The sequence below is a fragment of the Nonlabens sp. genome (genome assembly GCF_051251825.1).
In the GTDB taxonomy this organism is placed as follows: Bacteria; Bacteroidota; Bacteroidia; order Flavobacteriales; family Flavobacteriaceae; genus Nonlabens.
Genome location: NZ_JBPOGG010000001.1, coordinates 372,611 through 396,239 on the forward strand (window position 1 = coordinate 372,611; position 23,629 = coordinate 396,239).

General features: G+C 36.8%; 23 protein-coding genes. 6 read left to right on the top strand and 17 right to left on the bottom strand.

The window, feature by feature from the left end:
* Positions 1–61: 61 nt before the first annotated feature.
* From ACSHWW_RS01590 to ACSHWW_RS01615, 6 genes are all read right to left on the bottom strand, one after another.
* A complete protein-coding gene (locus tag ACSHWW_RS01590; RefSeq protein WP_435680646.1) occupies positions 62–2,518 on the bottom strand; it encodes a ligase-associated DNA damage response DEXH box helicase in 2,457 nt (818 codons plus the stop codon).
* 25 nt (positions 2,519–2,543) lie between these two features.
* On the bottom strand, positions 2,544–3,737 hold the full coding sequence (locus tag ACSHWW_RS01595; RefSeq protein WP_435680647.1) for a T9SS type A sorting domain-containing protein: 1,194 nt from the start codon (positions 3,735–3,737) through the stop codon (positions 2,544–2,546).
* An 11-nt stretch (positions 3,738–3,748) separates the two neighbouring features.
* Positions 3,749–5,368, bottom strand: coding sequence for an ATP-dependent DNA ligase (locus ACSHWW_RS01600; RefSeq protein WP_435680648.1), 1,620 nt, complete (start codon positions 5,366–5,368; stop codon positions 3,749–3,751).
* On the bottom strand, positions 5,365–6,531 hold the full coding sequence (locus tag ACSHWW_RS01605) for a ligase-associated DNA damage response exonuclease (RefSeq protein WP_435680649.1): 1,167 nt from the start codon (positions 6,529–6,531) through the stop codon (positions 5,365–5,367). Before ACSHWW_RS01605 ends, ACSHWW_RS01600 begins: the two co-directional genes overlap by 4 nt.
* Positions 6,532–6,590: 59 nt before the next feature.
* On the bottom strand, positions 6,591–7,115 hold the full coding sequence (locus ACSHWW_RS01610; protein WP_435680650.1) for a hypothetical protein: 525 nt from the start codon (positions 7,113–7,115) through the stop codon (positions 6,591–6,593).
* Positions 7,116–7,215: 100 nt separating this feature from the next.
* Positions 7,216–7,893 carry a hypothetical protein gene (locus tag ACSHWW_RS01615; protein WP_435680651.1) on the bottom strand — a complete coding sequence of 226 codons (678 nt, stop codon included), beginning with the start codon at positions 7,891–7,893 and terminating at the stop codon, positions 7,216–7,218.
* Positions 7,894–8,119: 226 nt separating this feature from the next.
* On the opposite strand from ACSHWW_RS01615, the gene ACSHWW_RS01620 reads away from it, so the two are divergent.
* Both ACSHWW_RS01620 and ACSHWW_RS01625 read left to right on the top strand, forming a co-directional pair.
* Positions 8,120–9,058 carry an NAD-dependent epimerase/dehydratase family protein gene (locus ACSHWW_RS01620; protein ID WP_435680652.1) on the top strand — a complete coding sequence of 313 codons (939 nt, stop codon included), beginning with the start codon at positions 8,120–8,122 and terminating at the stop codon, positions 9,056–9,058.
* Positions 9,059–9,108: 50 nt separating this feature from the next.
* Positions 9,109–9,540, top strand: coding sequence for a TerB family tellurite resistance protein (locus ACSHWW_RS01625; protein ID WP_435680653.1), 432 nt, complete (start codon positions 9,109–9,111; stop codon positions 9,538–9,540).
* A gap of 4 nt (positions 9,541–9,544) precedes the next feature.
* Here ACSHWW_RS01625 and ACSHWW_RS01630 read toward each other — a convergent pair whose 3' ends face one another.
* The 5 genes from ACSHWW_RS01630 to fbp are packed head-to-tail and all read right to left on the bottom strand — an operon-like array spanning position 9,545 to position 13,797.
* A complete protein-coding gene (locus tag ACSHWW_RS01630; RefSeq protein ID WP_435680654.1) occupies positions 9,545–11,065 on the bottom strand; it encodes a hybrid sensor histidine kinase/response regulator in 1,521 nt (506 codons plus the stop codon).
* Between the two features lie 4 nt (positions 11,066–11,069).
* Complete coding sequence (locus tag ACSHWW_RS01635) at positions 11,070–11,549, bottom strand: Rab family GTPase (protein WP_435680655.1); 480 nt, start codon at positions 11,547–11,549, stop codon at positions 11,070–11,072.
* Position 11,550: 1 nt separating this feature from the next.
* A complete protein-coding gene (locus tag ACSHWW_RS01640; RefSeq protein ID WP_435680656.1) occupies positions 11,551–12,378 on the bottom strand; it encodes a cell envelope biogenesis protein OmpA in 828 nt (275 codons plus the stop codon).
* A gap of 14 nt (positions 12,379–12,392) precedes the next feature.
* Positions 12,393–12,746 (bottom strand): fructose 1,6-bisphosphatase, encoded by a 354-nt coding sequence (locus tag ACSHWW_RS01645; RefSeq protein ID WP_435680657.1) that lies wholly within the window; start codon positions 12,744–12,746, stop codon positions 12,393–12,395.
* A gap of 40 nt (positions 12,747–12,786) precedes the next feature.
* Positions 12,787–13,797, bottom strand: coding sequence for a class 1 fructose-bisphosphatase (gene fbp, locus ACSHWW_RS01650; RefSeq protein ID WP_435680658.1), 1,011 nt, complete (start codon positions 13,795–13,797; stop codon positions 12,787–12,789).
* A gap of 108 nt (positions 13,798–13,905) precedes the next feature.
* Here fbp and ACSHWW_RS01655 point away from each other — a divergent pair, with 108 nt between their 5' ends.
* Genes ACSHWW_RS01655 through ACSHWW_RS01670 form a run of 4 tightly spaced genes read left to right on the top strand, consistent with a single transcriptional unit; the run spans position 13,906 to position 18,593 of the window.
* On the top strand, positions 13,906–14,391 hold the full coding sequence (locus ACSHWW_RS01655; RefSeq protein ID WP_435680659.1) for an N-acetyltransferase family protein: 486 nt from the start codon (positions 13,906–13,908) through the stop codon (positions 14,389–14,391).
* Complete coding sequence (locus ACSHWW_RS01660; protein WP_435680660.1) at positions 14,378–15,658, top strand: aspartate kinase; 1,281 nt, start codon at positions 14,378–14,380, stop codon at positions 15,656–15,658. The genes ACSHWW_RS01655 and ACSHWW_RS01660 overlap by 14 nt, the downstream gene beginning before the upstream one ends.
* Positions 15,659–15,714: 56 nt before the next feature.
* Positions 15,715–17,535, top strand: coding sequence for a GNAT family N-acyltransferase (locus tag ACSHWW_RS01665; RefSeq protein ID WP_435680661.1), 1,821 nt, complete (start codon positions 15,715–15,717; stop codon positions 17,533–17,535).
* 2 nt (positions 17,536–17,537) lie between these two features.
* Positions 17,538–18,593 carry a carboxypeptidase-like regulatory domain-containing protein gene (locus ACSHWW_RS01670; RefSeq protein WP_435680662.1) on the top strand — a complete coding sequence of 352 codons (1,056 nt, stop codon included), beginning with the start codon at positions 17,538–17,540 and terminating at the stop codon, positions 18,591–18,593.
* Between the two features lie 204 nt (positions 18,594–18,797).
* Here the strand turns inward: ACSHWW_RS01670 and ACSHWW_RS01675 are convergent, their stop codons facing one another.
* The 6 genes from ACSHWW_RS01675 to rsmA all read right to left on the bottom strand — a co-directional run bounded on the left by ACSHWW_RS01675 (position 18,798) and on the right by rsmA (position 23,538).
* The gene (locus ACSHWW_RS01675; RefSeq protein WP_435680663.1) at positions 18,798–19,238 is read right to left on the bottom strand and encodes an NINE protein; all 441 of its coding nucleotides are present in this window, start codon (positions 19,236–19,238) and stop codon (positions 18,798–18,800) included.
* A 35-nt stretch (positions 19,239–19,273) separates the two neighbouring features.
* Positions 19,274–19,663 (bottom strand): VOC family protein, encoded by a 390-nt coding sequence (locus tag ACSHWW_RS01680; protein ID WP_435680664.1) that lies wholly within the window; start codon positions 19,661–19,663, stop codon positions 19,274–19,276.
* The gene (locus ACSHWW_RS01685; protein WP_435680665.1) at positions 19,660–20,598 is read right to left on the bottom strand and encodes a 2-hydroxyacid dehydrogenase; all 939 of its coding nucleotides are present in this window, start codon (positions 20,596–20,598) and stop codon (positions 19,660–19,662) included. Before ACSHWW_RS01685 ends, ACSHWW_RS01680 begins: the two co-directional genes overlap by 4 nt.
* Positions 20,599–20,743: 145 nt before the next feature.
* Positions 20,744–21,220 carry a hypothetical protein gene (locus tag ACSHWW_RS01690; RefSeq protein ID WP_435680666.1) on the bottom strand — a complete coding sequence of 159 codons (477 nt, stop codon included), beginning with the start codon at positions 21,218–21,220 and terminating at the stop codon, positions 20,744–20,746.
* A 55-nt stretch (positions 21,221–21,275) separates the two neighbouring features.
* Positions 21,276–22,625, bottom strand: coding sequence for a magnesium transporter (mgtE, locus tag ACSHWW_RS01695; protein ID WP_435680667.1), 1,350 nt, complete (start codon positions 22,623–22,625; stop codon positions 21,276–21,278).
* A gap of 70 nt (positions 22,626–22,695) precedes the next feature.
* Positions 22,696–23,538, bottom strand: coding sequence for a 16S rRNA (adenine(1518)-N(6)/adenine(1519)-N(6))-dimethyltransferase RsmA (gene rsmA, locus ACSHWW_RS01700; RefSeq protein WP_435680668.1), 843 nt, complete (start codon positions 23,536–23,538; stop codon positions 22,696–22,698).
* Positions 23,539–23,629 lie beyond the last annotated feature (91 nt).

A 23,629-nucleotide genomic window follows, 5' to 3' on the forward strand; every position in this document is an offset into this window, starting at 1 on the left:
ACTCAATTATACGATTTTCAACTTTCAACTTCAACTTCAACTTCAAGTTCTAATTCAGTAACTATTCCCACTTCAACTGCATGCGCTTGATTCTATCGGCAAGCTTTTCACTAGATAACTTTTCGCGTAAGCGGTCTGTGATGATAGGGAAAGAAAATGGCGTAGGTTTTTCACAGGCTTTCCAAATGATTTCTTGTTGCTGGATGCGTTCTAGCGCTTCTCTTAAACGGTATTCTTCAATCGCATTTTCAAAAGTTTCTGTATAAGCCTGGCGGAATAACAAATTATCAGGTTCATTATCACGGAACACTTCAAAAAGCAGCTGACTGCTGTTTTGTAAATGCTTGGTCTTGATTAATTTATTTGGATACCCAGAAAATACAAGTCCTGAGATGACGGCAATATCTCTAAATTTTCTTCTTGCCATTTCAGTGGCGTTCATGCTGGCTTGCAGGTCTTGAGAAAGCATGTCTGGAGTAAGTAAATCGTTATCTAGTATCTCTTGCATGTCAAATTCTAAATCGCTCAATATCTCAAAACCATAATCGTTAAAAGCTAGTGAGAAAGTGATAGGTTTTAACAAACTAGCACGATATGCGATGATTCCTGCCATAGCCTCGTGGACAAATCGGCCTTCAAATGGGTAAAATACCGCATGGTAACCTTCTCGAGTTTTAAAAGTCTCAATGAGAAATTCATTCTTCTGTGGAACGATGCTTTCTCGCTGCTGTCTTTTGATGATATCTTTAAGCGCTTTAACTTCTGGAGTGCGCTTTTTACCCGTTTGAAAATTCTCCATCTCGTCACGTAGGAGTTCGCCTAGTTGTGCGCTCAATGGTAAACGACTTCCCTGCCAGTTAGAGACTCGTGCTCTTTTTTTAGAAGATAATCGCACTTGTGCCACCATTCCTTTTAAACGCACAAATTCTAGGGTTCTTCCTCCTAAAACAAATACATCACCACGAGATAATTTGCTTACAAAGTATTCCTCAATACTACCTATGTAGCCACCAGAAACAAATTTTACCGTCACGGTCGTTCCAGTCACAATCGTTCCCATTTGTAATCGATGACGCATAGCAACCTTTCTATCATCTATAAAATACCGACCGGTATCGTCTATTTTCACCTTTTTATATTCATCATAAGATTGCAAGGAAGAACTACCGTAAACTATAAAATCGAGACACCATTTCCATTCATCCTCTGTAATAGCGGCATAGCAAAATGTGTTTTTCACTTCGGGATAAATCTCATCAGGATAAAAGCCACCAGATACCGCGAGTGTACAGAGGTACTGAATAAGCACATCATAACATAAAATATAAGGCAGTCGGTCTTCTACGGCTTGTGTTGCGACGGCTTTTTGTAATGCGCTAGCTTCTATTAATTCGAGTGCATGTGTAGGTAAAAAATGGATCACACTGGTTTCTCCAGGTCTATGACCAGAACGACCTGCACGTTGTAGAAAACGAGCCACACCTTTAGGTCCACCGACTTGTATGATGGTTTCTACTGGAGCAAAATCTACTCCTAAATCCAGTGATGAGGTACAAACACAAGCTTTTAGACTTTCGTTTCTAATCGCATTTTCTACCCAAATGCGAGTTTCTTTATTAATCGAACCATGATGCATCGCTACTTCACCAGCAAATTCGGGATATTGTGTCATTAATGACTGGAACCACAGCTCACATTGCGCACGAGTATTAGTAAAAATCAAGGTAGAGCGACTGGAATTGATAATCGCCACCACTTCCTTTAGCAGGTGTAACCCGAGATGACCACGCCATGGAAATTTATCCATGCTCTCAGGAATTATGGGCTGAACTTTTATGTCTTTTTTGATATTGGCTTTGATAAGTACACTTTCGCGAAAGCGTGTTTCATCAACTCCTAACAGTACTTCACGAGCTTGTTCAAGATTACCAATCGTAGCACTAATTCCCCAAACTCTAATTGATTTACTTAAGCCTAAAAGTCTGGAAATCCCAAGTTCCATTTGTACGCCACGTTTTGTACCAAGGAGCTCGTGCCACTCATCAATGATGATGGCTTGGCAATCTTTAAAGATTTTTGCATGGTCTTTTGAGCCCAGTAATAGGTGCAAACTCTCTGGTGTAGTGATGAGTAAATCGGGCATGGATTTGCGCTGTGCCGTACGTTCTTTAGTCGTCGTATCACCACTGCGTATTCCGACTGTAAAGGGCAAATCGATCCCATCTACAAAGCGTTGGGATGCTTGTGCAATCTCTTGAGAAAGCGACCGCAAAGGAGTAATCCATATCGCTTTGAGTCCTTTTTTAGGTTTCTTTTTATAGTCGGGATTCTTCTTGATGTAATCCAGAACAACAGCTACCCAAAGGGCATAAGTTTTTCCACTACCAGTAGGTGCGTTCAACAAACCATGTTTACCCGATAAAAAAGCATCCCAAGTCTTTTTTTGAAATGGAAAAGCATCCCAACCTTGCTGGTGGAAGTAATCTTCGGCGATATGGAAAAGCTCTTTACGATTCATAAAGTGGTAGAGCGCAACTGTATTATCAAGGCGCCTTTACAAATCTCAAGGTTTCTTTATGATCATCCTGTGATTGTATTGTTAAAAAGTACAATCCAATTGTGAGTTGAGATATATTTATAGTGCTATTTTCATAAAAATCGGTTACTATTAATTTACCAGATACATCATAAATGCTATAGGATATGATTGTTTTATCAGTTAAAATTGAGATGTTATCTTGACTAGGATTAGGGTAAAGAGACGTGTTTTTAGCTGGTTTAATTTCTGTATTGTTGAGTACAGCACAATACTGATTTGTGAATTGACTATCATAATGTTGTGTGTGAAAATCAATCATAGAAAGTGCTAAGGAATCTATAACAGCGTCGCGATTGGTACTATTAAATCTCAAGTTGGAATTCAGTTCGATTTGAATGGCATTGATCTGGCTTGTGTTATCACTGGATCCATGTCTTCTCGTATTATATCCGCCAGCAAAATAAGGTTCTGTTCCTTGAGGTGCTGGATCAAAACTGCTGGGAACTGCATGAAAACCACGATTAGCAATGATATCACCAAAACTACTCGTTCCACGCAAGAGCTGTGCGAGCGTTAAATTTTGCTGGTTGCTGTTTGACAAGGTTCTGATGCTATTGTCTTGAGCCGCTGTATTCGTGTTTAAGTAATTATCTGTTTGCTGTAATTCTGCACTGGTAAGAAGATATCCTAATTCTATACGCTGTATGGTATGGCCATGACCATGCATGTCATAAAATGTTCCCGTTCCATAATCTTGAATTATTTGAGCTTTTGCAGCGTCTATGAAGTTATGATAGTTATTCCAGCTCTGAATAACCGTAGGATCGCCGTTTGCGGCATCACCTACATCTCGGTTAGCATCAAATTTTTTACGATGCAATAAATTAATAATGACGTGCGGATAGCAACCAGTTTCTGCGAGTATAGCGTTATCTACTCCACGAGTAACTTCTTGAGTAAATGAGTCTCTTATGGTCACGCAACCCGTACAATTGCGATCAGGTATGCTAGCAGGCTCTAAATAACCTCCATGAGGCGAAGAAATCACTATTGGTAAATTACCAGCTCTATATTCAACATAACCTGTTGCGTCTATATAAGTGTTGCCAGGAATGTAATTTTGAGCAAAGGATAGGAAACCTAATCCTATTATAATGTAATTAACGAAATAGAAAATAATTAAGGTCAGCTTGCTCATGAAATGGTAATTTACAAAAATCCGCCATCAGATGGGATGAGTGCTTTTAAATCATCTAAAGTATTTGCTTCTTCAATAGGTTTATCTTGACGCCATCTTATGATTCTAGGGAATCGAGTTGCTACTCCAGATTTATGTCTTTTACTAGGTGCGATACCTTCAAAGGCTATTTCAAAAACGTGGTGTGGTTTTACAGAACGCACGGGACCAAAACGTTCCAAGGTGTTTTTCTTGATCCAAGCATCTACTTTTCTAAATTCTGCATCAGTGAGTCCTGAGTAAGCTTTTGCAAAAGTGACGAGTTCTCCATCTTGCCAAAGTCCAAAGGTATAATCGGTATATAAATTTGCTCGGCGTCCATGACCACGCATGGCATAAGTGAGTACGGCATCTACAGAAAACGGATCTACTTTCCATTTCCACCAGTCGCCTTTTTTACGACCTACGAGATATGGACTATCTTTTCTCTTCAACATCAATCCTTCAGATTTACGCTCGGCACTGCGTTCTCTTTCATTTGCAACTTCTTCCCAAGTGGAGAAATGCATAGTTTCTGAGAGAAGTAGAGGCACTTGGTTTGAACTTGAATCTGAAGTTTGAACTGAGGCAACGAGTTGGTCTAGTAAAGCTCTACGTTCTTGAAAAGGTAATTCTCTAATGTCTTTACCTTGCCACTCGAGTAAGTCATAAGCAACGATGACCACAGGAACATCTGCCAGTAATTTTTTACCTACTGTTTTGCGACCTATTCTAGTTTGAAGATCATTGAAATTGAGAATTTGGCCATCTTTATAAGGTAAAATTTCTCCATCTATGACGGTTCCGTCTGGTATGACGTTGAGGAATTGCTGGAACTCAGGATATTTATCGGTAACGAGTTCTTCACCACGTGACCAAACAAAAATCTCACCAGCACGTATAATAGTTTGTGAACGTATTCCATCCCATTTATGCTCAGCGCTCCATTGGGTAACATCACCTAAATCTTTTACTTTACCTTCTACGGCATAAGCGAGATAAAACGGATAAGGTTTACCACGCATGGCCACTTCATTATCTTCATAAACGAGTTCTTGAAAAGTGGTGTTTTCTCCTGTCCAACTTCCCATTAATTTATGAGCTAGGATGTCTTTATCTATGCCTGTAGCTTGAGATAATGCTCGGGTCATCAACTTTTGAGAAACTCCTATTCTAAAACCACCAGTCATGATTTTATTAAATACAAATCGCTCGTAGTAATTAAGTTTCAACCAGTTTTCTTGAAGATATTCTTTCTTGTAGTCATCATCTTTTTTGCGCAGTTGTATGAGTTCTTGAATAATTTGAGAAAGTGATTTCTCAGAAGATTCATTAGTCGTGGGAAGTATTAATGCAATCGTTTCTGCAAGATCACCTACGATGTGATAGGATTCTTCAAACAACCATAAAGGAATGCCACTAATTTCAGTCGCCCATTCTCTCATGAGAGTAGTGTTCACTGGTCGTTTAGGGCGACGATGTGATAGTATGGCAATGGTCCAAAGTTTATCCTCGTCAGGAGCGGTTTTAAAATACTCAGTTAATGCCGCAACTTTGAGCGTGGTTTTATTTGTACCGTCTATGATTCTTATGAGTTCTGCAAACTGTTTCATGGCGCTATGCTTGAAGTTGTACTTGAACTTGAAAAGGATTCCTTGATTTGCTGAGAATCTTTCTGATTGCTCATATTTTTAGAAGATGAAAAGTTTGTGTTTGATGATTTTACCTCTTTAGTAGAATCTGAAATTACGGAGTCGGTTTCATCATTTGAACTTTCTTTTTCATTGAGATTTTCACCTTCATATTGTGTGCGCTCACTGATAGCGTTGAGTCCTTTTTCTTCTCTTAAATATCTTGCAAAAATATCTTGATAACCGTGAGTAGTAATGACATTTTCACAACCTGTGGCGTCTATACTATTTAATAAGCCGTCCCAATCGCAGTGGTCTGACAGTACAAAACCTTTATCGATAGCGCGTCTTCTCCTTGCTCCACGGAAAGCCATCCAGCCACTAGCACTAGCTGTGACATAAGGAACCATTTTACGCATCCATGGACTACCGTGTGCACTAGGTGGCGCTACTACTATATTACCTACAAGTTCTTCCTTAGTAGTTTCTTTAGTTATTAAATAAGTCGGCGGAAAATCGATGAGTTCTCGTAGTACTTCAGTCATTTTATAGACCGCACCATGGCAATAGATTTTCATTTGTGAAGTATCGAGATGCTTGATCAACCGTTGCGCTTTACCTAAGGAGTAAGCAAAAAGTACCGAGGTTTTACCATCGGCATGATTTTGTGTGCACCAGTTATTTACGTCATCCATGACTTGTGATTGTGCTTGCCACTTAAAAGCTGGTAAACCAAAAGTACATTCTGTGATAAACGTATTACATTTCACGGGTTGATATGGAGTAGAGATTCCATCATCTTCCGTTTTATAATCTCCTGTAAATACCCAAACTTCATCTTTGTGTTCTACACGTATCTGGCTGGAACCTGGGATATGTCCAGCAGGATGAAATGAGAATTTCACGTTGTTGATGAGCAGGTTTTCGCCGTGAGCGATTCCAGAAACATTAATATCACCTAATCGATGTGATATGATAGGTACATTATCGTGATGAGTGATGTAATTTTTGTGTCCCCAGCGGGAATGGTCTGCATGGCCGTGTGTGATAAGCGCTTTTTCCACGGGCTGCCATGGATCGAGATATACTCCAGCGGCGTCGCAGTAAATTCCTTTATTAGTAAATTGAAGTAGTGGTTTGCTCATTGCTTAAAATTAAGCACTGAGCAGGAGAATTGCCTTGGGATTAAGAGAATTTTATTACACTAGATACCTTCTAGTGCATCATTATTTTCCTCAAGATCATTTAAATTATCTTCTAGATTTTCCAGAATACTTTCTTCGGCCTTTTTTAAGAGAAAAACCTCCATCATTTGGATTTTTAATCCATCCAGTGCAGTAATAAGCTGGTCGTAACGATCTTGTTGCGTTGATACTTCATAGCTATTATGAGTCAGTAAGGCGTGATATGATTTTACCCGAGTTTCAAGTACTTTTAATCGTGATCTCACGGGTTGTTTGTTGAGTTCTTCGGGAAGGCTTACATCCATGTCATCTACGGCAAGTATAAGACGTTCTGCTGCTGCAGTTGAGTGATCAAAGTTTTCTAATTCAGTAATGAATTTTTGGTAAGCAACCCAAGTGGTGTTGAATCGCGCCGCATCTCCTATCAACTCCATTTGAGAAACGGCTGGATCAAATGCAATTTCACTTTCTGTATTATTGGACTCAATGGGAGCATTTTTCTCACCACAAGAAACTATTAAAAATAATAAAAGTATAAATCGCATGAGTAGTAAACGTTGAAGTACAAAGATGATTATAAAGTAGGTAAAAAAAAAGTGCCGTGATTTCTCACGGCACTTTCTAAATTAAAGAGATGATAGATGATTATTTATCTTTCATTTCTTCATTATACTCCTCAGTTGCATCTAAGTACTTTTGAGTAGTACTTTGCTTTCTATTACTATTAATTTCTTCCATGTATTCTTCCATGGCATCTTCTTTATTATCTACATACTTTTTACGAGCTTCAATGATTTCTTCTTCTAGATCATCAAATGCTTCTTGAAGTTCTTCCATGTTCTCTTTATTATTCTTCATAGAAGCTTTTTCACCAGTAAGTTCAGATTCGTACTCATTTAATTCCTTCTCGACGTCTTCTATAGCATCTTGAACATCATCAATTCTTAAATATTCAGGAATGGAAGCTTTAAATTTATTAAAACTTGCTTTCAAGCTTTCGCTATTATTACTTAGGTCTGCTTCTTTCATGGAAGGTAAAGCCATAACGTCTTGTCTAAACATAGCATAAGAGTCGTAACCTTTAATAGCAACAATTTTATTGTCTTTTACTTCTACATTACTTTCAAAATCGTTTGCCATTGTAGTAACTTTCTCTTTAGTATAAGAGGCTACTTCTTCTGTAGTTTCTTCAACGTCGTTTGCTGCGTCTTGAGCCATTTGCTCAGTATCTTCCATAGCTTTCTCCATTTCCTTTTCTTGTTTTTCATTACAAGAAGTTAATGCGACTGTTGCAAACATTGCGGTAATTATTATCTTTTTCATAGTTTTCGTTTTTAAGTTGTGACAAATGTATGTCGATTATATTATCTTAAAAATTATTTATAACTAATTTTTAGTTAATCATTTATATCATTTATTAAATTAATTAACATAATTGTTGATTTTACGCTTTCGCGAAAGCGAGATTCTCAATTTGTTAAATTTTACCACTAAATATTAAGAATTACAGAAAATAGAGTGACTATATTTACCAACCTTAAAACAACATATGGCTACTAAAATCTTGATAATAGGTGCTTGCGGGCAAATAGGAACGGAATTAACGATGCGACTGCGTGAAATATATGGAAATGATAATGTCATTGCTGGTGATATAAGAGAAGGCAGCGAGGAATTAATGCAATCTGGGCCTTTTGAGATTGTAGATGCTACGGATAAGAGTTCTATTGAAAACGTTTGTTTATACTACGAGATTACTGAAATTTATTTAATGGCAGCCATGTTAAGTGCCACTGCTGAGAAGTATCCTAAAAAGGCATGGAATCTTAACATGGATTCTCTTTTTCATGTGTTGAATATTGCTAAGGAAGGAAAGATTGATAAGATTTTCTGGCCGTCGAGTATCGCGGTTTTTGGACCTACTACGCCTAAGGAGAATACTCCACAACAAACCGTAATGGAGCCTAGTACTGTTTATGGAATTTCTAAACAAACTGGTGAACGCTGGTGTGAGTATTACCATAATAAATATGGAGTAGATGTGCGCTCGATACGCTATCCAGGATTAATATCATGGAAAACACTGCCTGGTGGAGGAACTACAGATTATGCTGTTGAGATTTTCCATGAAGCTTTAAAAAATAATCACTACGATTGTTTTCTCAAAGAAGATACTAGCTTGCCTATGATGTATATGGAAGATGCTATAAAAGCTACCGTTTCCATCATGCAAACTATACCTGTGAATATTAAACAGCGCAGTTCTTACAACCTTGCTGGAATGAGTTTTACACCACAAGAAATCGCAGCCGAGATTCAAAAGCATTTACCTCAATTTACTATTAATTATGAACCAGATTTTAGACAAGCAATTGCAGATAGCTGGCCTGGATCTATAGATGATAGTGTTGCAAGAGAAGATTGGGCATGGAGTCATGATTATGACTTACAAAAAATGGTTAAAGAAATGCTAGATAACCTTAAATAACTTACGGTTTCATTATAGGTCTTTTTATATTTGCACTTTAAATTATAGATATGTCATTCTCAAGTTTATTTGAATCTGGTGAAAGCGCCAGAAATAAAAGTCATTTTGCTACGATAGTAAGCATAGCTCAATCTCATGAAAATATTTCTCCTGAGGAAATGATTGTGATTATGCGTTTAAAATCTAAGCTAGATATATCTGACTCAGATTATGCTGCTATTTTAAAGAATCCTGCAGCTTATCCTGTAACGCCTCCTACTGATAGTGAGGAACGTATTCAATGGTTGCATGATTTATTTAAAATCGTATTTGCAGATCATGCTATGGATGAAAATGAGCATAAATTATTGAAAAGATATGCTACAGCTATAGGTTTTAACGATGTAGATGCTGAGTATCTAGTGAAACGCTCAATAGAGATTTTTTCTGGGCACTTAAACCTAGAAGATTATAGATATTTACTAAATAAAGATCGCAAGTAAGGAATTACTTGAATTTTTTAAGATTGAGCCTTTTATAAATGGTGTTTAACAACTCATCATCTGTATAAGGCTTTTTTACTACGTCCTTAAATCCTGCTTTGCGATAAGCAGCGATCTCTTCAGGTAAAGTTTTTGTGGTGACAGCGATAATAGGAATCTTCTTATTATGATCGTTTGAAAATTCGTTGATAAGACTCATTAATTCTATGGCATCCATGTGAGAGATGGAAGATGACATTAAAATAAGATCGTAATCGTCTTTTTCTACAGTTTCTAAAAGTTGTTTAGGGTCTGTGTAGACTCGAGTGTCAAAATTACCAGAGCTTACTAACACTTTTAACGCAGTCATTTGAGTAACGCTGTTGTCCTCTGCAACGATGGTGCGTACTTTTTCAGTAAGATGGATTTTACTTTTTGATGTTGAGTTAGGTTCTTCGACTATTTCAGTATCGTGCATCGGGAATACTAACTTGATATCTGCAATTTGCGAGGTGCCACCATTATCGTTTTGCTTAATCGCTATTTTACCATCCATGAGGTAAGCAAGTTCTCTAGCAATAGAAAAGCTTAGTCCTGTTGTTTTTTCTAAGTCACCTTTGTCAAGTGAAGCATACTCATCTAAGCTACTGGAGTTAGACATATCTGGAATAGCTCCTTCATTGTTATTGACTTCTATGCGCAAGCTTGTCTTATTTGCTCTACGCTGATTTTCTTTGATATTAATTTCTATTTCCTCACCTTTTCCGTATCTCAAGGCGTTATCTAAAAAATTAGTTATGATTTGTTCTACCCTACGCTTATCTCCTGTTAATGTAAGTGGTACACCAGGTTCAATTTTCAAAGAAATATTTATTTCCTGAGAAGCAATTGCTGTAGTATAATTGAGGTGTATTTTCTTAAGTAACTTAGGTAAAGAGAAAGGAGCGTTTTCTAAAGATAGTGAGCTGGTTTTAAGAATTGAAAGATCAATAATGTCATTGAGAATGTCACGCAGCTTGTCGCTTTGGTCTTTAATAGCCTCTACGAGCATGTTCTGATCTAGGTTGAGCTCCGTCTTTAATAGCATAGAAGAGAATGAACTCACTAGCGTTAAAGGGTTGCGCAATTCATGGGAGAAATTTCTAATAAAAACATTCTTAAAGTCTTCCTTTTCTTTAAGTAATTGGTTTTTGAGCTCTAGGGATTCTTGAAAAATGATAGATTCATTTCTCTTTTGAGCCATCATCTGTACTCTATTGTAGAAATCTGTTCCTTCTCTAAAGATGACTACAGCTGTGTCATCAGTATTAATCAAAAAATCGACGTCAAAAATGCGCTCATTTATATGTACACATTCCAGCTTAAAATGCTTTTCATTACTGTCAAAATATATTTCAAGACTTTCAAAAAACGGGTGAAAGTCTTTAATAGAATTATTGATTTTGAGGCTAAAAAGTTGTTGGTCAGTAGTTAGTATTGTTCCAGATTTATCTATTGATACAAACTGTAAATCTTTTGAACTATAATTACGCTTTAATTCTTCCATGGGATTACAATAACATTTTTGCTATTTTTTCAAATAGGCGTTGAACATTATTTCCTTCTTTTGCGCTCACTAACATGTCTAGAAAAGAGAGTTCTTCTTTTTTATCTGAGATACTGCCTTTAGGTAATAAATCACTTTTATTTCCTATGCTTAAAATGGGAACGTTATTAAAGTTTGTTTGAAGGTACTCAGTTTGAGACTCGATATTACTGTAGGTAACAGGTCTTGTTAAGTCACACACAAAAATAAAACCATGAGTTCCTAACAGGTAAGCCTTTCTTATATCTTCTATGTTATCAGTACCTTCAGTATCCCATAAAATGAGGTTAATTTCTTTCTCATTTACTTCTACGGTTTTCTTTAAGATATGAACACCTATGGTTACTTTATAGTCTTCGGAAAAAACATCTTCTACAAAACGGCGTATGAGGGATGTTTTACCAACTCCAAAATGACCAACTATGACTATTTTCTTTGATACCATATTATTGATTACTGAATTTGAGAGTGTAGTATTTATCAAGAAGTAACTCTTCTAGTTCTACTCGTGAAGTTAACACTTCTTTTTTATTAATCTCTTCAGAAACCTCTAGATTAAAATTCTCTAACTCGTTCTCTAGAGTTTCTGTAAATGTACCGCTTACGGCGGTTGCTATATAGTATTTGTGAAAGCTATGAAGATGAATTTCATAAAGATCATATTCTATAGATTGTAAGTCATGACCAGTTTCTTTAAAAGCGTCTTCCACAAAAGCTTTAATGGCAGTTAACATACCGCTAATCATATCCTCATCTACGGTTTCTTTAATTTGAAACTTACCTAGGAGGATTCCAGAACCTTTTTCAATGACAAAGACTTGCTCAATTTTAGCATTTGCAAGCTCACTAAGAATCATTTCTTTCTCGCTTACTCCTGTGAAAATTGATTTTAACTTGCGCTTTAATCCAGCTACAGAAAGTGTGTCTTTGGCTTTTTTATTGACGGTTTCTGTAAGTACTTTAAGTTCTTGAGAGATATATTTTTTAATCATTTTCCCTAGAATGGGATATAATGCTTCTACCACTTCATCTTTTGACTCAGCGATTTGTTTTTTTAAAGTTGCAGTAATTGTAGGTCCTAACGTTCTAGGGATATTTGCACTGAATTCTTCAAGTTCTTCACGAATGATTGGAGAAATTTTGTCAGATAATTTTTGTTTTTCTCTTAGAGTTTCTTCAAGAATATTAATCTTAACCGAAATGGATTCAGCATACTCTCGCTCATCTGTGAGCAAGATGGTCTTTAATAACGCCAGTTTTTCATCTTCGGTCATGGCGATTTGTATTATTAGGCTTTTATTTTATTCCCTAATTCTATAAGAGCTTCACCTAGCATATCTCGACTAGTCTTCTCATCTTCAATGGTGTCAAGACGGTCTTCAAGTTTATTCTCTAAGTCAGTAATACGTATGTTGAGGTCTGTGGAAAGACTGTCAATACTCTTATTGAGTTCATCGCGAGTATCATCAATGAAACTTTGAAGTTCTTGTTTCTTTTTTAATAAATCAGCCTTGAGATCATCAAACTCTGTATTGTACTGTTGTATATTCTCTCCAAAAATGAGGTTTTTAATCGCCTCGATCTTTGAATTACTATCAACACTTTCGTTTTCAGCGGTTTGGGTTTTAGATACTTTACTCATCTTTATTTCTCATTTGAGAAGTAAAAATACTAGAAAATTATTACTTATCGTGCTTTTGTATGAATTCCTCGACCTTTGCCACCATATTCTTACTTCCACAGAAGAACGGAACACGTTGATGTAGCTCAGTAGGTTTTAGATCCATTATACGAGTATGCCCATCACTAGCTTTACCGCCAGCTTGTTCTGCAATAAAAGCCATAGGATTACATTCATATAATAAACGCAATTTACCATTAGGTGCTTTAGAACTTTGTGGATACATATAAATACCACCTTTAATCATATTTCTATGAATGTCAGACACTAGACTACCTATGTATCTACTTGTATATGGTCTGTTGTCTTCTTCTTGCTGGCAATATTTAATATAATCTTTAACGCCTTGAGGGAAATGAGTATAGTTTCCTTCATTCACGCTGTAGATGTTTCCATCTTCTGGAAACTTCATATCAGGATGCGATAAATAATATGTTCCTAGGGCAGGATTTAAGGTAAATCCATTTACTCCATGGCCAGTTGTATAAACCAGCATGGTAGAAGTTCCATAAATTATATAACCAGCAGCAACCTGAGAGTTACCTGGCTGTAAAAAATCTTCAAGTTGAACTGGAGTTCCTACTGGAGTAATCCTGCGATAAATTGAAAAAATAGTTCCTACAGACACGTTTACATCTATATTAGAACTACCATCAAGTGGATCCATAAGTACCACATATTTGTTAGAATGATTTTCTCTTGAACCTTTTATGGTAATAAAGTCATCATTTTCTTCACTGGCGATTCCACAAACTATTTCACGATTAGTAAGTGTTCTTATAAATGTATCGTTTGCTAGAACATCTAGTTTTTGTTGATCTTCACCTTGAGTGTTTATTTCTCCTGCGCTACCAGTGATATCCACTAGTCCAGCTTTATTTACCTCATGGTTTACCATTTTTGCGGCAAGCCTTATGGAATTAATTAGTCTAGAGAGTTCACCGCTAGAATATTGAAATTCTGACTGATTCTCTATGATGAATTCTCCTAAGGTTTGATTTTTACGTGCCATAATTGGTTTGAGGTATTTTGCAAATATCTTAAAATTAAATGCAGTACGATAACGATGTAGTAAGATAGTTTTAAGAACTTGTCATAACTCTCCATTATATTTACACATATGATTGAAATAAGAGAAGCTGTTAAAGCAGATTATCCTAGAGTATTAGAGCTTATTCAAGAACTCGCTATTTTTGAAAAAGAGCCAGAAGCTGTGCAGGTCACTGTTGAAGAATTAATTGTGAATGGAACAGGAGACCATCCACTTTTTAAATGTTTTGTAGGCTTGTATCATGATAAAATTGAGGGAATAGCACTTTGTTATCCTCGATTTTCAACATGGAAAGGGAAAACCATTCATCTCGAGGATTTAATTGTCACTCAAGAAATGCGTGGTGTAGGATTAGGCAAAGCGCTTTATAATAGGGTCATGAAGTATGCCTATCAAGAAAAAGTGAGGCGAGTGGAATGGGTCGTACTCGATTGGAATAAAAACGCAATTGAATTTTATAAAAATACTGGAGCAACCATTTTAGAAGACTGGCATCTCGCACAAATGGATGAAGAATCGCTCTGTAATTATGTTTTGAAAAATGAAAATATTTAAATTTGGTGGAGCATCAGTTAAGGATGCAGATGGTGTGCGCAATGTAGTGAAGGTTGTTCAACACATGGGCTTTGAGAATTTGGGAATAGTAATCTCTGCTATGGGTAAAACGACCAATGCCCTAGAGAGTATCATACTCAAATATCAAGAAAAAGACAGTTCGTACTTAAATCTTATTGATGAATTGTATGAAAAACACCTGTTAATTGTTAGTGATTTAGAATCTAGTGGAGCTGGTGAGGATGTGTTATTACGCTTTCGCGAAAGCGGACTCAAAACAACCCTAAAAGCTATTATTGAATCTCTAAAGGGAGAAATGCTGCGCAATCAAAGTAAAAATCATGCATTTCTTTATGATCAAGTGGTCAGTCACGGAGAATTACTCTCAACTAAAATAGTTGCGGCTTACTTTAATGCGCATGAGATACCAGTAGAGTGGATCGATGCCAGGGAACTCATAAAAACAAATCAAAAGTATAGAGATGCTGCCGTAGATTGGAATAGAACGGTGGAACAAGTGCAATCAAAATGTGCAAATAAGCTTTTTTTAACTCAAGGTTTTATAGGGTCTGATGATAACGGATTCACAACTACATTAGGCCGTGAAGGAAGTGATTATACCGCAGCAATCCTAGCTTATGCGCTGGATGCAAGTGATGTGACTATATGGAAAGATGTTCCAGGAGTTCTTAACGGTGATCCTAGAGTGTTTGAGGACACAATTTTGCTAGAACAAATATCTTACAGAGAAGCTATAGAACTTGCCTTTTATGGAGCTAGTGTTATTCATCCCAAAACGTTACAGCCATTACAAGGTAAAGGTATTGAGCTGCGTGTGAAATCATTTATAAATCCTCGTGAAAAAGGAACCGTAATTAGAGAAGGCGAGGCTCTTTTTCCCATGATTCCTTGCTATATCGTTCGTAAAAATTTAGTTCATCTTGAAATATCGGCAAGGGATTTTAGTTTTATAGGTGAGGATAACATCAGTGATATTTTTCACCAACTCAGTGAGAGTAAAATGCAAGTAGGATTAATACAGAATTCTGCTATTAGTTTTACATTGTGTGTTGAAGATAAGTATCATCATATAGATAAGTTATTGAATAGTCTCGAGGCGCGTTATAAAGTAAAAGCCATTGAAAATGTTGATCTATACACTATAAGACATCATAGTGATAATGGGATTGAGTCTATAGAAAAAGGTAAAAAAGTATTGTTAAGACAGCGTACTCAGGAAACTTTGCAACTGGTTATAATTGAGTAGAATCGAGCACTGCTCAAATATGCTATATTTGTAAGTCTACTATTTTAAAATAAAGAATGGGTCTGGTAACAGCAAAGGAAGTCGCAAAAGCGATTCATATCGATAAGTATGGTTTTCTAGGAACGCTAGGTGGCTGGACGCTCATGAAGGTTTTGCGTATCTCGACGCTTAACAAATTATACAATAGACATAAACATCTTAACGACGTAGAGTTTCTTACAGCGTTACTGGACGATCTTCAAATTGAGTTTGAGATTCCAGATGAGGACTTGCGACGCATTCCTAAAACTGGAGCTTTTATTACCATCTCAAATCATCCACTAGGTGGAATAGATGGTATTTTACTCATGAAATTATTACTGGATAAAAGACCAGATTATAAGATTATAGCAAATTTTTTACTGCATCGTATAGAGCCTTTAAAGCCTTACATCATGCCAGTAAATCCGTTTGAGGATCGTAAAGATGCAAAATCATCTACAGCTGGATTTATGCAAGCCATACGTCATTTAAAAGCAGATTTACCGTTAGGGATTTTTCCAGCAGGTGAGGTTTCCACTTATAAGGACGGAAAACTCGTAGTGGATAAACCATGGGAAGAAAGTGCTATGAAATTAGTTCAACGCGCTGAGGTTCCTGTGATTCCTATCTACTTTCATGCAAAGAATAGCAGTCTTTTTTACAGATTAGCAAAAATCTCTGACACGTTCAGAACGGCAAAACTACCGTCTGAATTACTAACTCAAAAAAGAAGAGTCATTAAAGTGCGTATAGGTAACGCCATCTCTGTTAAAGATCAAAAAGAGCACAATGATTTAGGCGATTTCACAGAGTTCTTAAGAAAGAAAACCTATATGTTATCTAAGGCATATGATAAGGAAGCGACTAAGCTTACTGATATTCCTAAAAATATAAAATTACCTAAATCGCCTAAAAAGATTGTAAATCCTGGTGATCCTCAAAAGATGATCAAAGAGGTGGATCAATTACGCTCAAATGATAAGCGATTATTAATATCTAAAAACTATGAAGTGTTTCTTGCAAAAAGTGAAGAAATGCCTCATGTAATGACTGAAATAGGAAGATTGCGTGAAATCACCTTTAGGAAAATAGGTGAAGGAACTAATAAAGCAATTGACCTAGATCACTATGATAACTATTATCATCAAATGTTTTTATGGGATAACGAGGCAAAAAAAGTTGCCGGAGCTTATCGCATGGGAATGGGAAGTGAAATCTATGCAGCACATGGAATAGAAGGGTTCTACCTAAATGAACTTTTCAAGTTTGAACCAGAGCTCTATAAAATGATGAATGAATCCATAGAAATGGGACGTGCATTTATTATTCCTGAGTATCAAATGAAGCCTATGCCATTATTCCTTTTATGGAAAGGAATCGTACACTGTACGCTGCGTTTCCCAGAACATAAATACCTTATAGGTGGAGTAAGTATAAGTAACAAGTTTTCTAATTTCTCAAAATCTTTGATGATAGAATTTATGAGAAGTAATTATTACGATCCTTATATAGCACAGTACATTACTCCTAAAAAAGAATTCAAAGTAAAACTAGCCGACGCAGATAAGGATTTCATCTTTGATGAATCTAAGGCTGATTTAGTAAAATTTGATCGTCTTATTGATGAGCTAGAACCTAATGAGCTGCGATTACCAGTGCTTATTAAGAAATACGTTAAGCAAAATGCAAAAGTAATTGCATTTAATGTCGATCCTTTATTTAATAACGCGATTGATGGATTAATGTACATACGTATCGCAGATCTGCCAGAAAGCACTGTAAAGCCTGTAATGGAAGAGTTCCAGGCAGAGATGGAGGCAAAGTACTTCAGAGATAAAGATGACAGTGAAGAGTAGTAATGAAGTCATTCTATCTATTTAGTGTAATTCTCTTTTTTTGCTCTGTCAGTTTTGCTCAAGAACTTCAAGGTAAAGTTCTAGACTCCAAAACCCAAGAACCTATTAGCGGAGCATCTGTCTATATAGATGGAACTTCTCAAGGTGTGATTACAGATCTAGATGGTGTATTTAAATTCAACTATCCAGATAATGTAAACTCAGCGCTGGTGATAAGAATGTTGGGTTATCAAACTTTACGATTTAAAAATCCACAGGAAGCTGATTTGAGTATCATTAAACTCATTCAAAAGGCAGACGAACTCGATCCAGTAATCATTAATCCTGACCCATGGTCTAGAAAAAAGAAAGAGCGGTACTTTAAAGAGTATTTTCTAGGTACTTCTAGATTTTCTAGTGATTGTAAAATATTAAATCTTGATCAGGTAAGATTACGTTTTAACCCATCTACAGGACTACTCACTGCAAAATGCAAAGTACCTATTCAAATTAAGAATAAATACCTGGGCTATTTAATTACGTATGATCTTTTAGATTTTGAATTGGAATTTGAAAAACAAATTTTAAAAGCTGGTCCTGGCATAATTCTACCTAATAATGCAGAAACTCAGGAAAGCTATCACTTAAAGGAAGCCTATTATCTAGGCTCTTCCTTTTTTCAAGAATTAAGTGATAAGGAATCCAAGCTCAAAAAATATAAGAAAAGAAGAGCTGCATTATACGAGGTTAGCGAATTGAGATTCTTCAGAATTCTTGCTCAAAATAAGTTAAAAGAGAGCGGTTATAGCCTTTATTACAATAAATTTCCTGTAAAAATTAAGGATCATGTGCGAGTAAGGCAACTGAAAGATTTTTCTATAGTGAATTTTAGAAATGAAAAATATCCAATCATTGATGCACATAAAAATAGATCAGATATCTACCTAACTGGTGATGCAATCATCATTGATGAATATGGGAATAACCACACTGGACGATCGATTAAATTCAATGGATTTCTAGCAAGCTTGAAAGTTGGTGGTATGTTACCGTTAGACTATAAGCATGCCGAGAAGTAATACATGTATTTATTGAAACTAATCTAGAGATTTAATTTTTAATTCCTTTTCCGCTCTTGCGAATGCGTCTCCATGATAAATCACTTTAAAATAAAAGCTGCAATTATCCTTAATATTACTTAGGGTAGTTGCAGCTTTGTATTCATACTACTCATAGAATTATTTACTAATTCTATGAAGTCTTAAATCAAGTTTAATCGATTTCTAGAACCAAGGTTTCTTGTTGACTTGGTAGGTTTGATAAAACTCTTCTTCACTTTTAGTAAGGTAAATAATACCTTCAATAATTCCAATAATACCAGTCGTACCACAAGTAAGTACGCCTACTACTAATTGAATAATACCTTCTTGAGTGTAGCCTAGAATGAATTTGTGAATTCCTAACCAGCCAAAAAAGATTCCCATCACTCCTGCAATGATTCTTTTGTTGCCTTTATCTCCAGAGAATTTGTCAAACTCTTTTTTAAAATCATTTGCGGCACCTGTGGCTGCCTCTTTTGCATCTTCAAAAGTTTCGCTCGCACTTTCTTTCACGTTTTCAAAAGTTTCGCTTGCTGCTTCTTTTGCCTTATCAAAGTTTTCTCCAGCAGCTTTTTTTGCGCTGTCAAAACCTTCTTTTGCACTATCAAATCCTTCGTTACTCATGGTGGTTGGTTTTAAGTTAATAGGTCTAATTTAAACTATTTTTCAAATAAGTGCTCATTTGCTGGTTCCCATAATTCGACCTTACGGCCATCTATATCTATGATCCACCCAAATTTACCGTAATCAAATTCTTGCATTTCTCCAGCCATCTCAACACCAGCTTGTTTTAATTGTTCTAGTAAACGGACTAAATCATTTACTTTATAATTAATCATAAATTCTTGATTCTTGGGATCTAGATAGGTCGTGTCATTTTTAAAAGCACTCCATTGCTGGCTCGATTTCACCTCTGTAGGACCATTCCAAAACGTACATCCATAATCATCAACTGGTAATCCTAAATGTTTTTCATACCACGCTTTAGTCGCAGCAACATCTTTGCATGTAAAAAATATTCCGCCTATTCCGGTGACTTTTGCTTTCATGATTTATGGTTTTTAATGATTTTATTTGCGATAACTTGCGCGAGTTTGAATTTAGATTCTACGGTCCATCCTGCCACGTGTGGACTTAATAGAACGTTATCCATTTCAAGTAATTTTTTAAAAGCACTCGGCATGTGATTTTCAAAAAGAGATGTAAACGAGCTTTTTTCATATTCTAGAACATCTAGTCCAGCACCTAATATTTTTCCTGACTCAAGTGCTTGAACTAAGTCAGCCGTAACGACTGATTTTCCTCGAGCGGTATTGATGAGGTAAAACGGTTTATGAAAACTAGTAATGAAATCAGTATTCACCATATTTGTGGTTAATGGCGTTTGTGGTGTGTGTAAACTTAATACATCACTGCGTTCTTGGAGCTGGCTTAAAGAAACTTGAGAAGCATTCTCATCACCTATTCCGTCTTTTAAATCATGAAAAATGACTGTACAATCAAATCCAGATAATTTTCTAGCAAATGATTTTCCCATGTTTCCATAACCTATCAAGCCTACCGTCTTTCTTTCCAGTTCCAGACCACGATTTTCCTCTCGCAACCAGATTCCTTTGCGCACTTGCTGGTCTGCACGGTTCATGTGGTTAAAGAGTGATAATAACATTCCTAGCGCGTGCTCACCTACAGCATTGCGATTTCCTTCGGGCGCGTTATAACATGATATGTTCAATTCCTGTGCAACAGCTAGATCTATATTTTCCAGTCCTGCACCTACACGACCTATAAACTTTAATTTTTTGGCAGTTTTTAAGAACAATGCATCTATAGGAAATCTACTGCGCACTATAAGTCCATCATAATCGTCTATGACTTTTAAGATGTCTTCTTTAGGAGATGTATAATCGTGATGATTTGTAAAACCAGCCTGTTCGAGCATCTCTGCAAGAATGTCGTGGTTAGAATCTATGTGCAATACTTTCATGATTTAAAAATACATCTTTTTAAAGTCCACAGCTCAACTTGAATTAAAATCAATTTGATGAGGACTGAGGCTCTCGAAGTTCGATGTTAAAGGGATTTCTGATAATAATAACAGATTCCGCATCAGGTGCGGAAATTCAAGTTCGTCAATAATCAATCATGTTCAGTTCCTGCTCAAAATCATATTGAAGGTCTTCATGTAAGGTGCTTATACGAACTTTGATAAGAACAATCTGGCGAGCACAAATATCTCTCAGGACTTTACTCTGTGAGTAGTAGGGCTGGAAATTCTGTAACAGCCTGCAAAAATGAATTAATACAGACACCTCAGTTTCTTTACTGCCAGAATAGCGTATATATTTTTTAGCCTCTTTAAGAATTTTTCTGATTCCTTTTTTTGCGTAGTAAATATTGCGTGTGTTCACGGCAAGAAATTGCTCGTCGATATGCGCTTTAACAGAGTCCACATAATCGTCCTCGTGATGTGCTTCAAAAAGCAAGTAAGTGAGTAGTTCTTTATTCTCTTTTTTGAAACGAGACAATCGCAAAACGATTTCCATGAGCTCTTTCTCGTCCTTATATTTAAGTTCGTCTTTGAGTTCTTTAACGCTGGCCGTTTTCATGTAGTGAGATGGTTTTTTACGCTTTCGCGAAAGCAAGATAAATAATACCCGAGTGCTATATTCCTATAATCGCCTTTGCAATTAAGAAGTAGATCAAGATACCAAAAATATCATTACTCGTAGTAATAAACGGTCCAGTAGCCAGTGCTGGATCGATGCCTCTTTTATGCAATGCCAGCGGTACAAAAGTACCAACTAGACCAGCCACAATAATAACGGCAAATAAGGATACTGAAATGGCGAGTGAGGTCAAAAACTCACCTTCGGCAAAGAACGTATAAGCAAATAAAAGAATGGCGAGTATGACACCGTTAAGCATGGCGAGCAGCACTTCTTTTATCAATCGATTTCCTATGGATCCTTTCAAGTCATCATTTGCAATACCTTGAACGATGATCGCACTGGACTGCACACCTACATTACCAGCCATAGCGGCAATAAGCGGCGTGAATAAAAACAGTACAGCATATTCTTTAATGAGGTGTTCAAATCCACCCATAATCGCTGCGGCACCTATTCCACCTACCAGTCCTAGAACGAGCCAAGGTAATCGTGCTTTAGTCAGGTCCCAGATGCTGTCATTTGCCTCTACGTCTTGTGAAATACCACTAGCGAGCTGGTAATCTTTCTCTGCCTCTTCAGTTATAAAATCTACAATATCGTCTATGGTCACACGACCTACTAATCGATCGAGTTCGTCCACTACGGGAATAGCCTCAAGGTCATACTTACGCATGATACGAGCTACTTCTTCTCCAGAAGTATTCACGCTTACAGAATCTACTTTGGGCTTACAAACGTCTTTTATAGGAGTAGTCTCTGCGCTTGTCAGTAAATCTTTGAGTGATAAACGACCTTTTAATTTATCATTATTATCAACGACATAAATGGAGTGTACACGAGTCACGTTTTCTGCTTGAGCGCGCATTTCACTTACACAACCAGTAACGGTCCAGTTCTCGTTCACTTTCACGAGCTCTTTTGCCATGAGTCCACCAGCGCTGTTTTCCTCATAACGCAGTAGGTCCACGATATCTTCAAGATGCTGTTCATCTTCCATTTCAGAGATCACCTCTTTGGCAATGTTATCTGGTAGATCGTTTAGAATATCTGCAGCATCATCAGTGTCCATTTCCTCGAGCTCGTCTGCGATTTCCTTAGGAGAAAGTGCGTTAAGAACGCGATCTCGCTGGTCCTCATCGAGTTCCATAAGAGCTTCACTGGTAGTTTCAGAATCGAGAAGCTTAACGATGTAAACGGCTTGCTCGAGATTGAGCTCGTCTATAATCTCTGCAATATCAGCAAAGTGTAGTTCTTCTAGAATGTGTTCTAGCTGCGCACTATTATCGCTTTCAATGAGCGTGCGTATTTCTTCTAGAAAATCTTTGGTAATATTAAACTGCATGATAGAATGGACTTAGTGCAAATATAAAGGTAATAGGAATTGAAACCGAACTTGAATTTCAACTTGAATGCTACAACTTCTCAATCTCCGTAGCCAGCTCCACAAACATATCCACACTTATCTGTTCTGGGCGCAGGCTAAAAATTTCTTTTTCACGCATTTCATCAGGTAAATTCATCGTTTTTAAAGAGTTTCTCAAGGTTTTGCGACGTTGTTGAAAGGCGAGTTTTACAACCTGTCTTAAAATGGAGTAGGAGCAAGTAAGATTGTCATAGTTATCTCTACGTTTTAAAAAGAGTACACCACTATCTACTCGTGGTGGTGGATCAAATACTTCTGGTCCTACGGTAAATACATAGTCTGCTTCATAATAAGCTTGTGCAAGAACTGATAAGATTCCGTAGGTTTTTGAACCGTGCGGTGCGCAAATACGCTGGGCAACTTCTTTTTGAAACATACCGCCAAATTCAGGAATTTGCTCACGGTTTTCTATCGTTTTAAAAACAATTTGCGTACTGATGTTATACGGGAAGTTCCCTATAATGGCAAACGACTGCTCGCCATAAATCTCTTTCAAGTCTTTCTTCAAGAAATCTGCTTCTATGACTTGGAAGCTTTTTTCATTGACAATCTTTACATGTTCAATAGGAAAACTATGTTTCAAATACACTACAGATTCACTGTCCAGTTCCAGCGCTGTCACCTTCATGTTTTTACGGATCACATGTTTAGTCAGCACACCAGTTCCAGGTCCTATTTCTAGAATTTGGTCATAACCTTCATAGCTCAACACATCTGCAATGCGCAATGCGACCGTTTCATCTTTAAGGAAATGCTGTCCTAGATGTTTTTTTGCGGTAACACCTTTATCGCCTACTTTGTATGGAGTTCTATGTTTGTTGTGTTTTGCCAATTTATTTAGTTTACAGTCTCAGTCTCAGTCTCAGTCTCAGTCTCAGTCTCAGTCGCAGTCGCAGTCGCAGTCTCAGTCGCAGTCGCAGTCA

Coding starts and splice junctions, on each gene's coding strand:
- ACSHWW_RS01685 (WP_435680665.1), bottom strand. CDS start 20,598: ATGAAAGTATTGCACATAGATTCTAACCACGACATTCTTGCAGAGATG.
- mgtE (WP_435680667.1), bottom strand. CDS start 22,625: ATGCAGTTTAATATTACCAAAGATTTTCTAGAAGAAATACGCACGCTC.
- ACSHWW_RS01625 (WP_435680653.1), top strand. CDS start 9,109: ATGTCATTCTCAAGTTTATTTGAATCTGGTGAAAGCGCCAGAAATAAA.
- ACSHWW_RS01630 (WP_435680654.1), bottom strand. CDS start 11,065: ATGGAAGAATTAAAGCGTAATTATAGTTCAAAAGATTTACAGTTTGTA.
- ACSHWW_RS01600 (WP_435680648.1), bottom strand. CDS start 5,368: ATGAAACAGTTTGCAGAACTCATAAGAATCATAGACGGTACAAATAAA.
- ACSHWW_RS01640 (WP_435680656.1), bottom strand. CDS start 12,378: ATGACCGAAGATGAAAAACTGGCGTTATTAAAGACCATCTTGCTCACA.
- ACSHWW_RS01590 (WP_435680646.1), bottom strand. CDS start 2,518: ATGAATCGTAAAGAGCTTTTCCATATCGCCGAAGATTACTTCCACCAG.
- ACSHWW_RS01665 (WP_435680661.1), top strand. CDS start 15,715: ATGGGTCTGGTAACAGCAAAGGAAGTCGCAAAAGCGATTCATATCGAT.
- ACSHWW_RS01595 (WP_435680647.1), bottom strand. CDS start 3,737: ATGAGCAAGCTGACCTTAATTATTTTCTATTTCGTTAATTACATTATA.
- ACSHWW_RS01680 (WP_435680664.1), bottom strand. CDS start 19,663: ATGAAAGCAAAAGTCACCGGAATAGGCGGAATATTTTTTACATGCAAA.
- fbp (WP_435680658.1), bottom strand. CDS start 13,797: ATGGCACGTAAAAATCAAACCTTAGGAGAATTCATCATAGAGAATCAG.
- ACSHWW_RS01690 (WP_435680666.1), bottom strand. CDS start 21,220: ATGAAAACGGCCAGCGTTAAAGAACTCAAAGACGAACTTAAATATAAG.
- ACSHWW_RS01675 (WP_435680663.1), bottom strand. CDS start 19,238: ATGAGTAACGAAGGATTTGATAGTGCAAAAGAAGGTTTTGACAGCGCA.
- ACSHWW_RS01615 (WP_435680651.1), bottom strand. CDS start 7,893: ATGAAAAAGATAATAATTACCGCAATGTTTGCAACAGTCGCATTAACT.
- ACSHWW_RS01620 (WP_435680652.1), top strand. CDS start 8,120: ATGGCTACTAAAATCTTGATAATAGGTGCTTGCGGGCAAATAGGAACG.
- ACSHWW_RS01635 (WP_435680655.1), bottom strand. CDS start 11,549: ATGGTATCAAAGAAAATAGTCATAGTTGGTCATTTTGGAGTTGGTAAA.
- ACSHWW_RS01660 (WP_435680660.1), top strand. CDS start 14,378: ATGAAAATATTTAAATTTGGTGGAGCATCAGTTAAGGATGCAGATGGT.
- ACSHWW_RS01605 (WP_435680649.1), bottom strand. CDS start 6,531: ATGAGCAAACCACTACTTCAATTTACTAATAAAGGAATTTACTGCGAC.
- ACSHWW_RS01655 (WP_435680659.1), top strand. CDS start 13,906: ATGATTGAAATAAGAGAAGCTGTTAAAGCAGATTATCCTAGAGTATTA.
- ACSHWW_RS01645 (WP_435680657.1), bottom strand. CDS start 12,746: ATGAGTAAAGTATCTAAAACCCAAACCGCTGAAAACGAAAGTGTTGAT.
- ACSHWW_RS01670 (WP_435680662.1), top strand. CDS start 17,538: ATGAAGTCATTCTATCTATTTAGTGTAATTCTCTTTTTTTGCTCTGTC.
- ACSHWW_RS01610 (WP_435680650.1), bottom strand. CDS start 7,115: ATGCGATTTATACTTTTATTATTTTTAATAGTTTCTTGTGGTGAGAAA.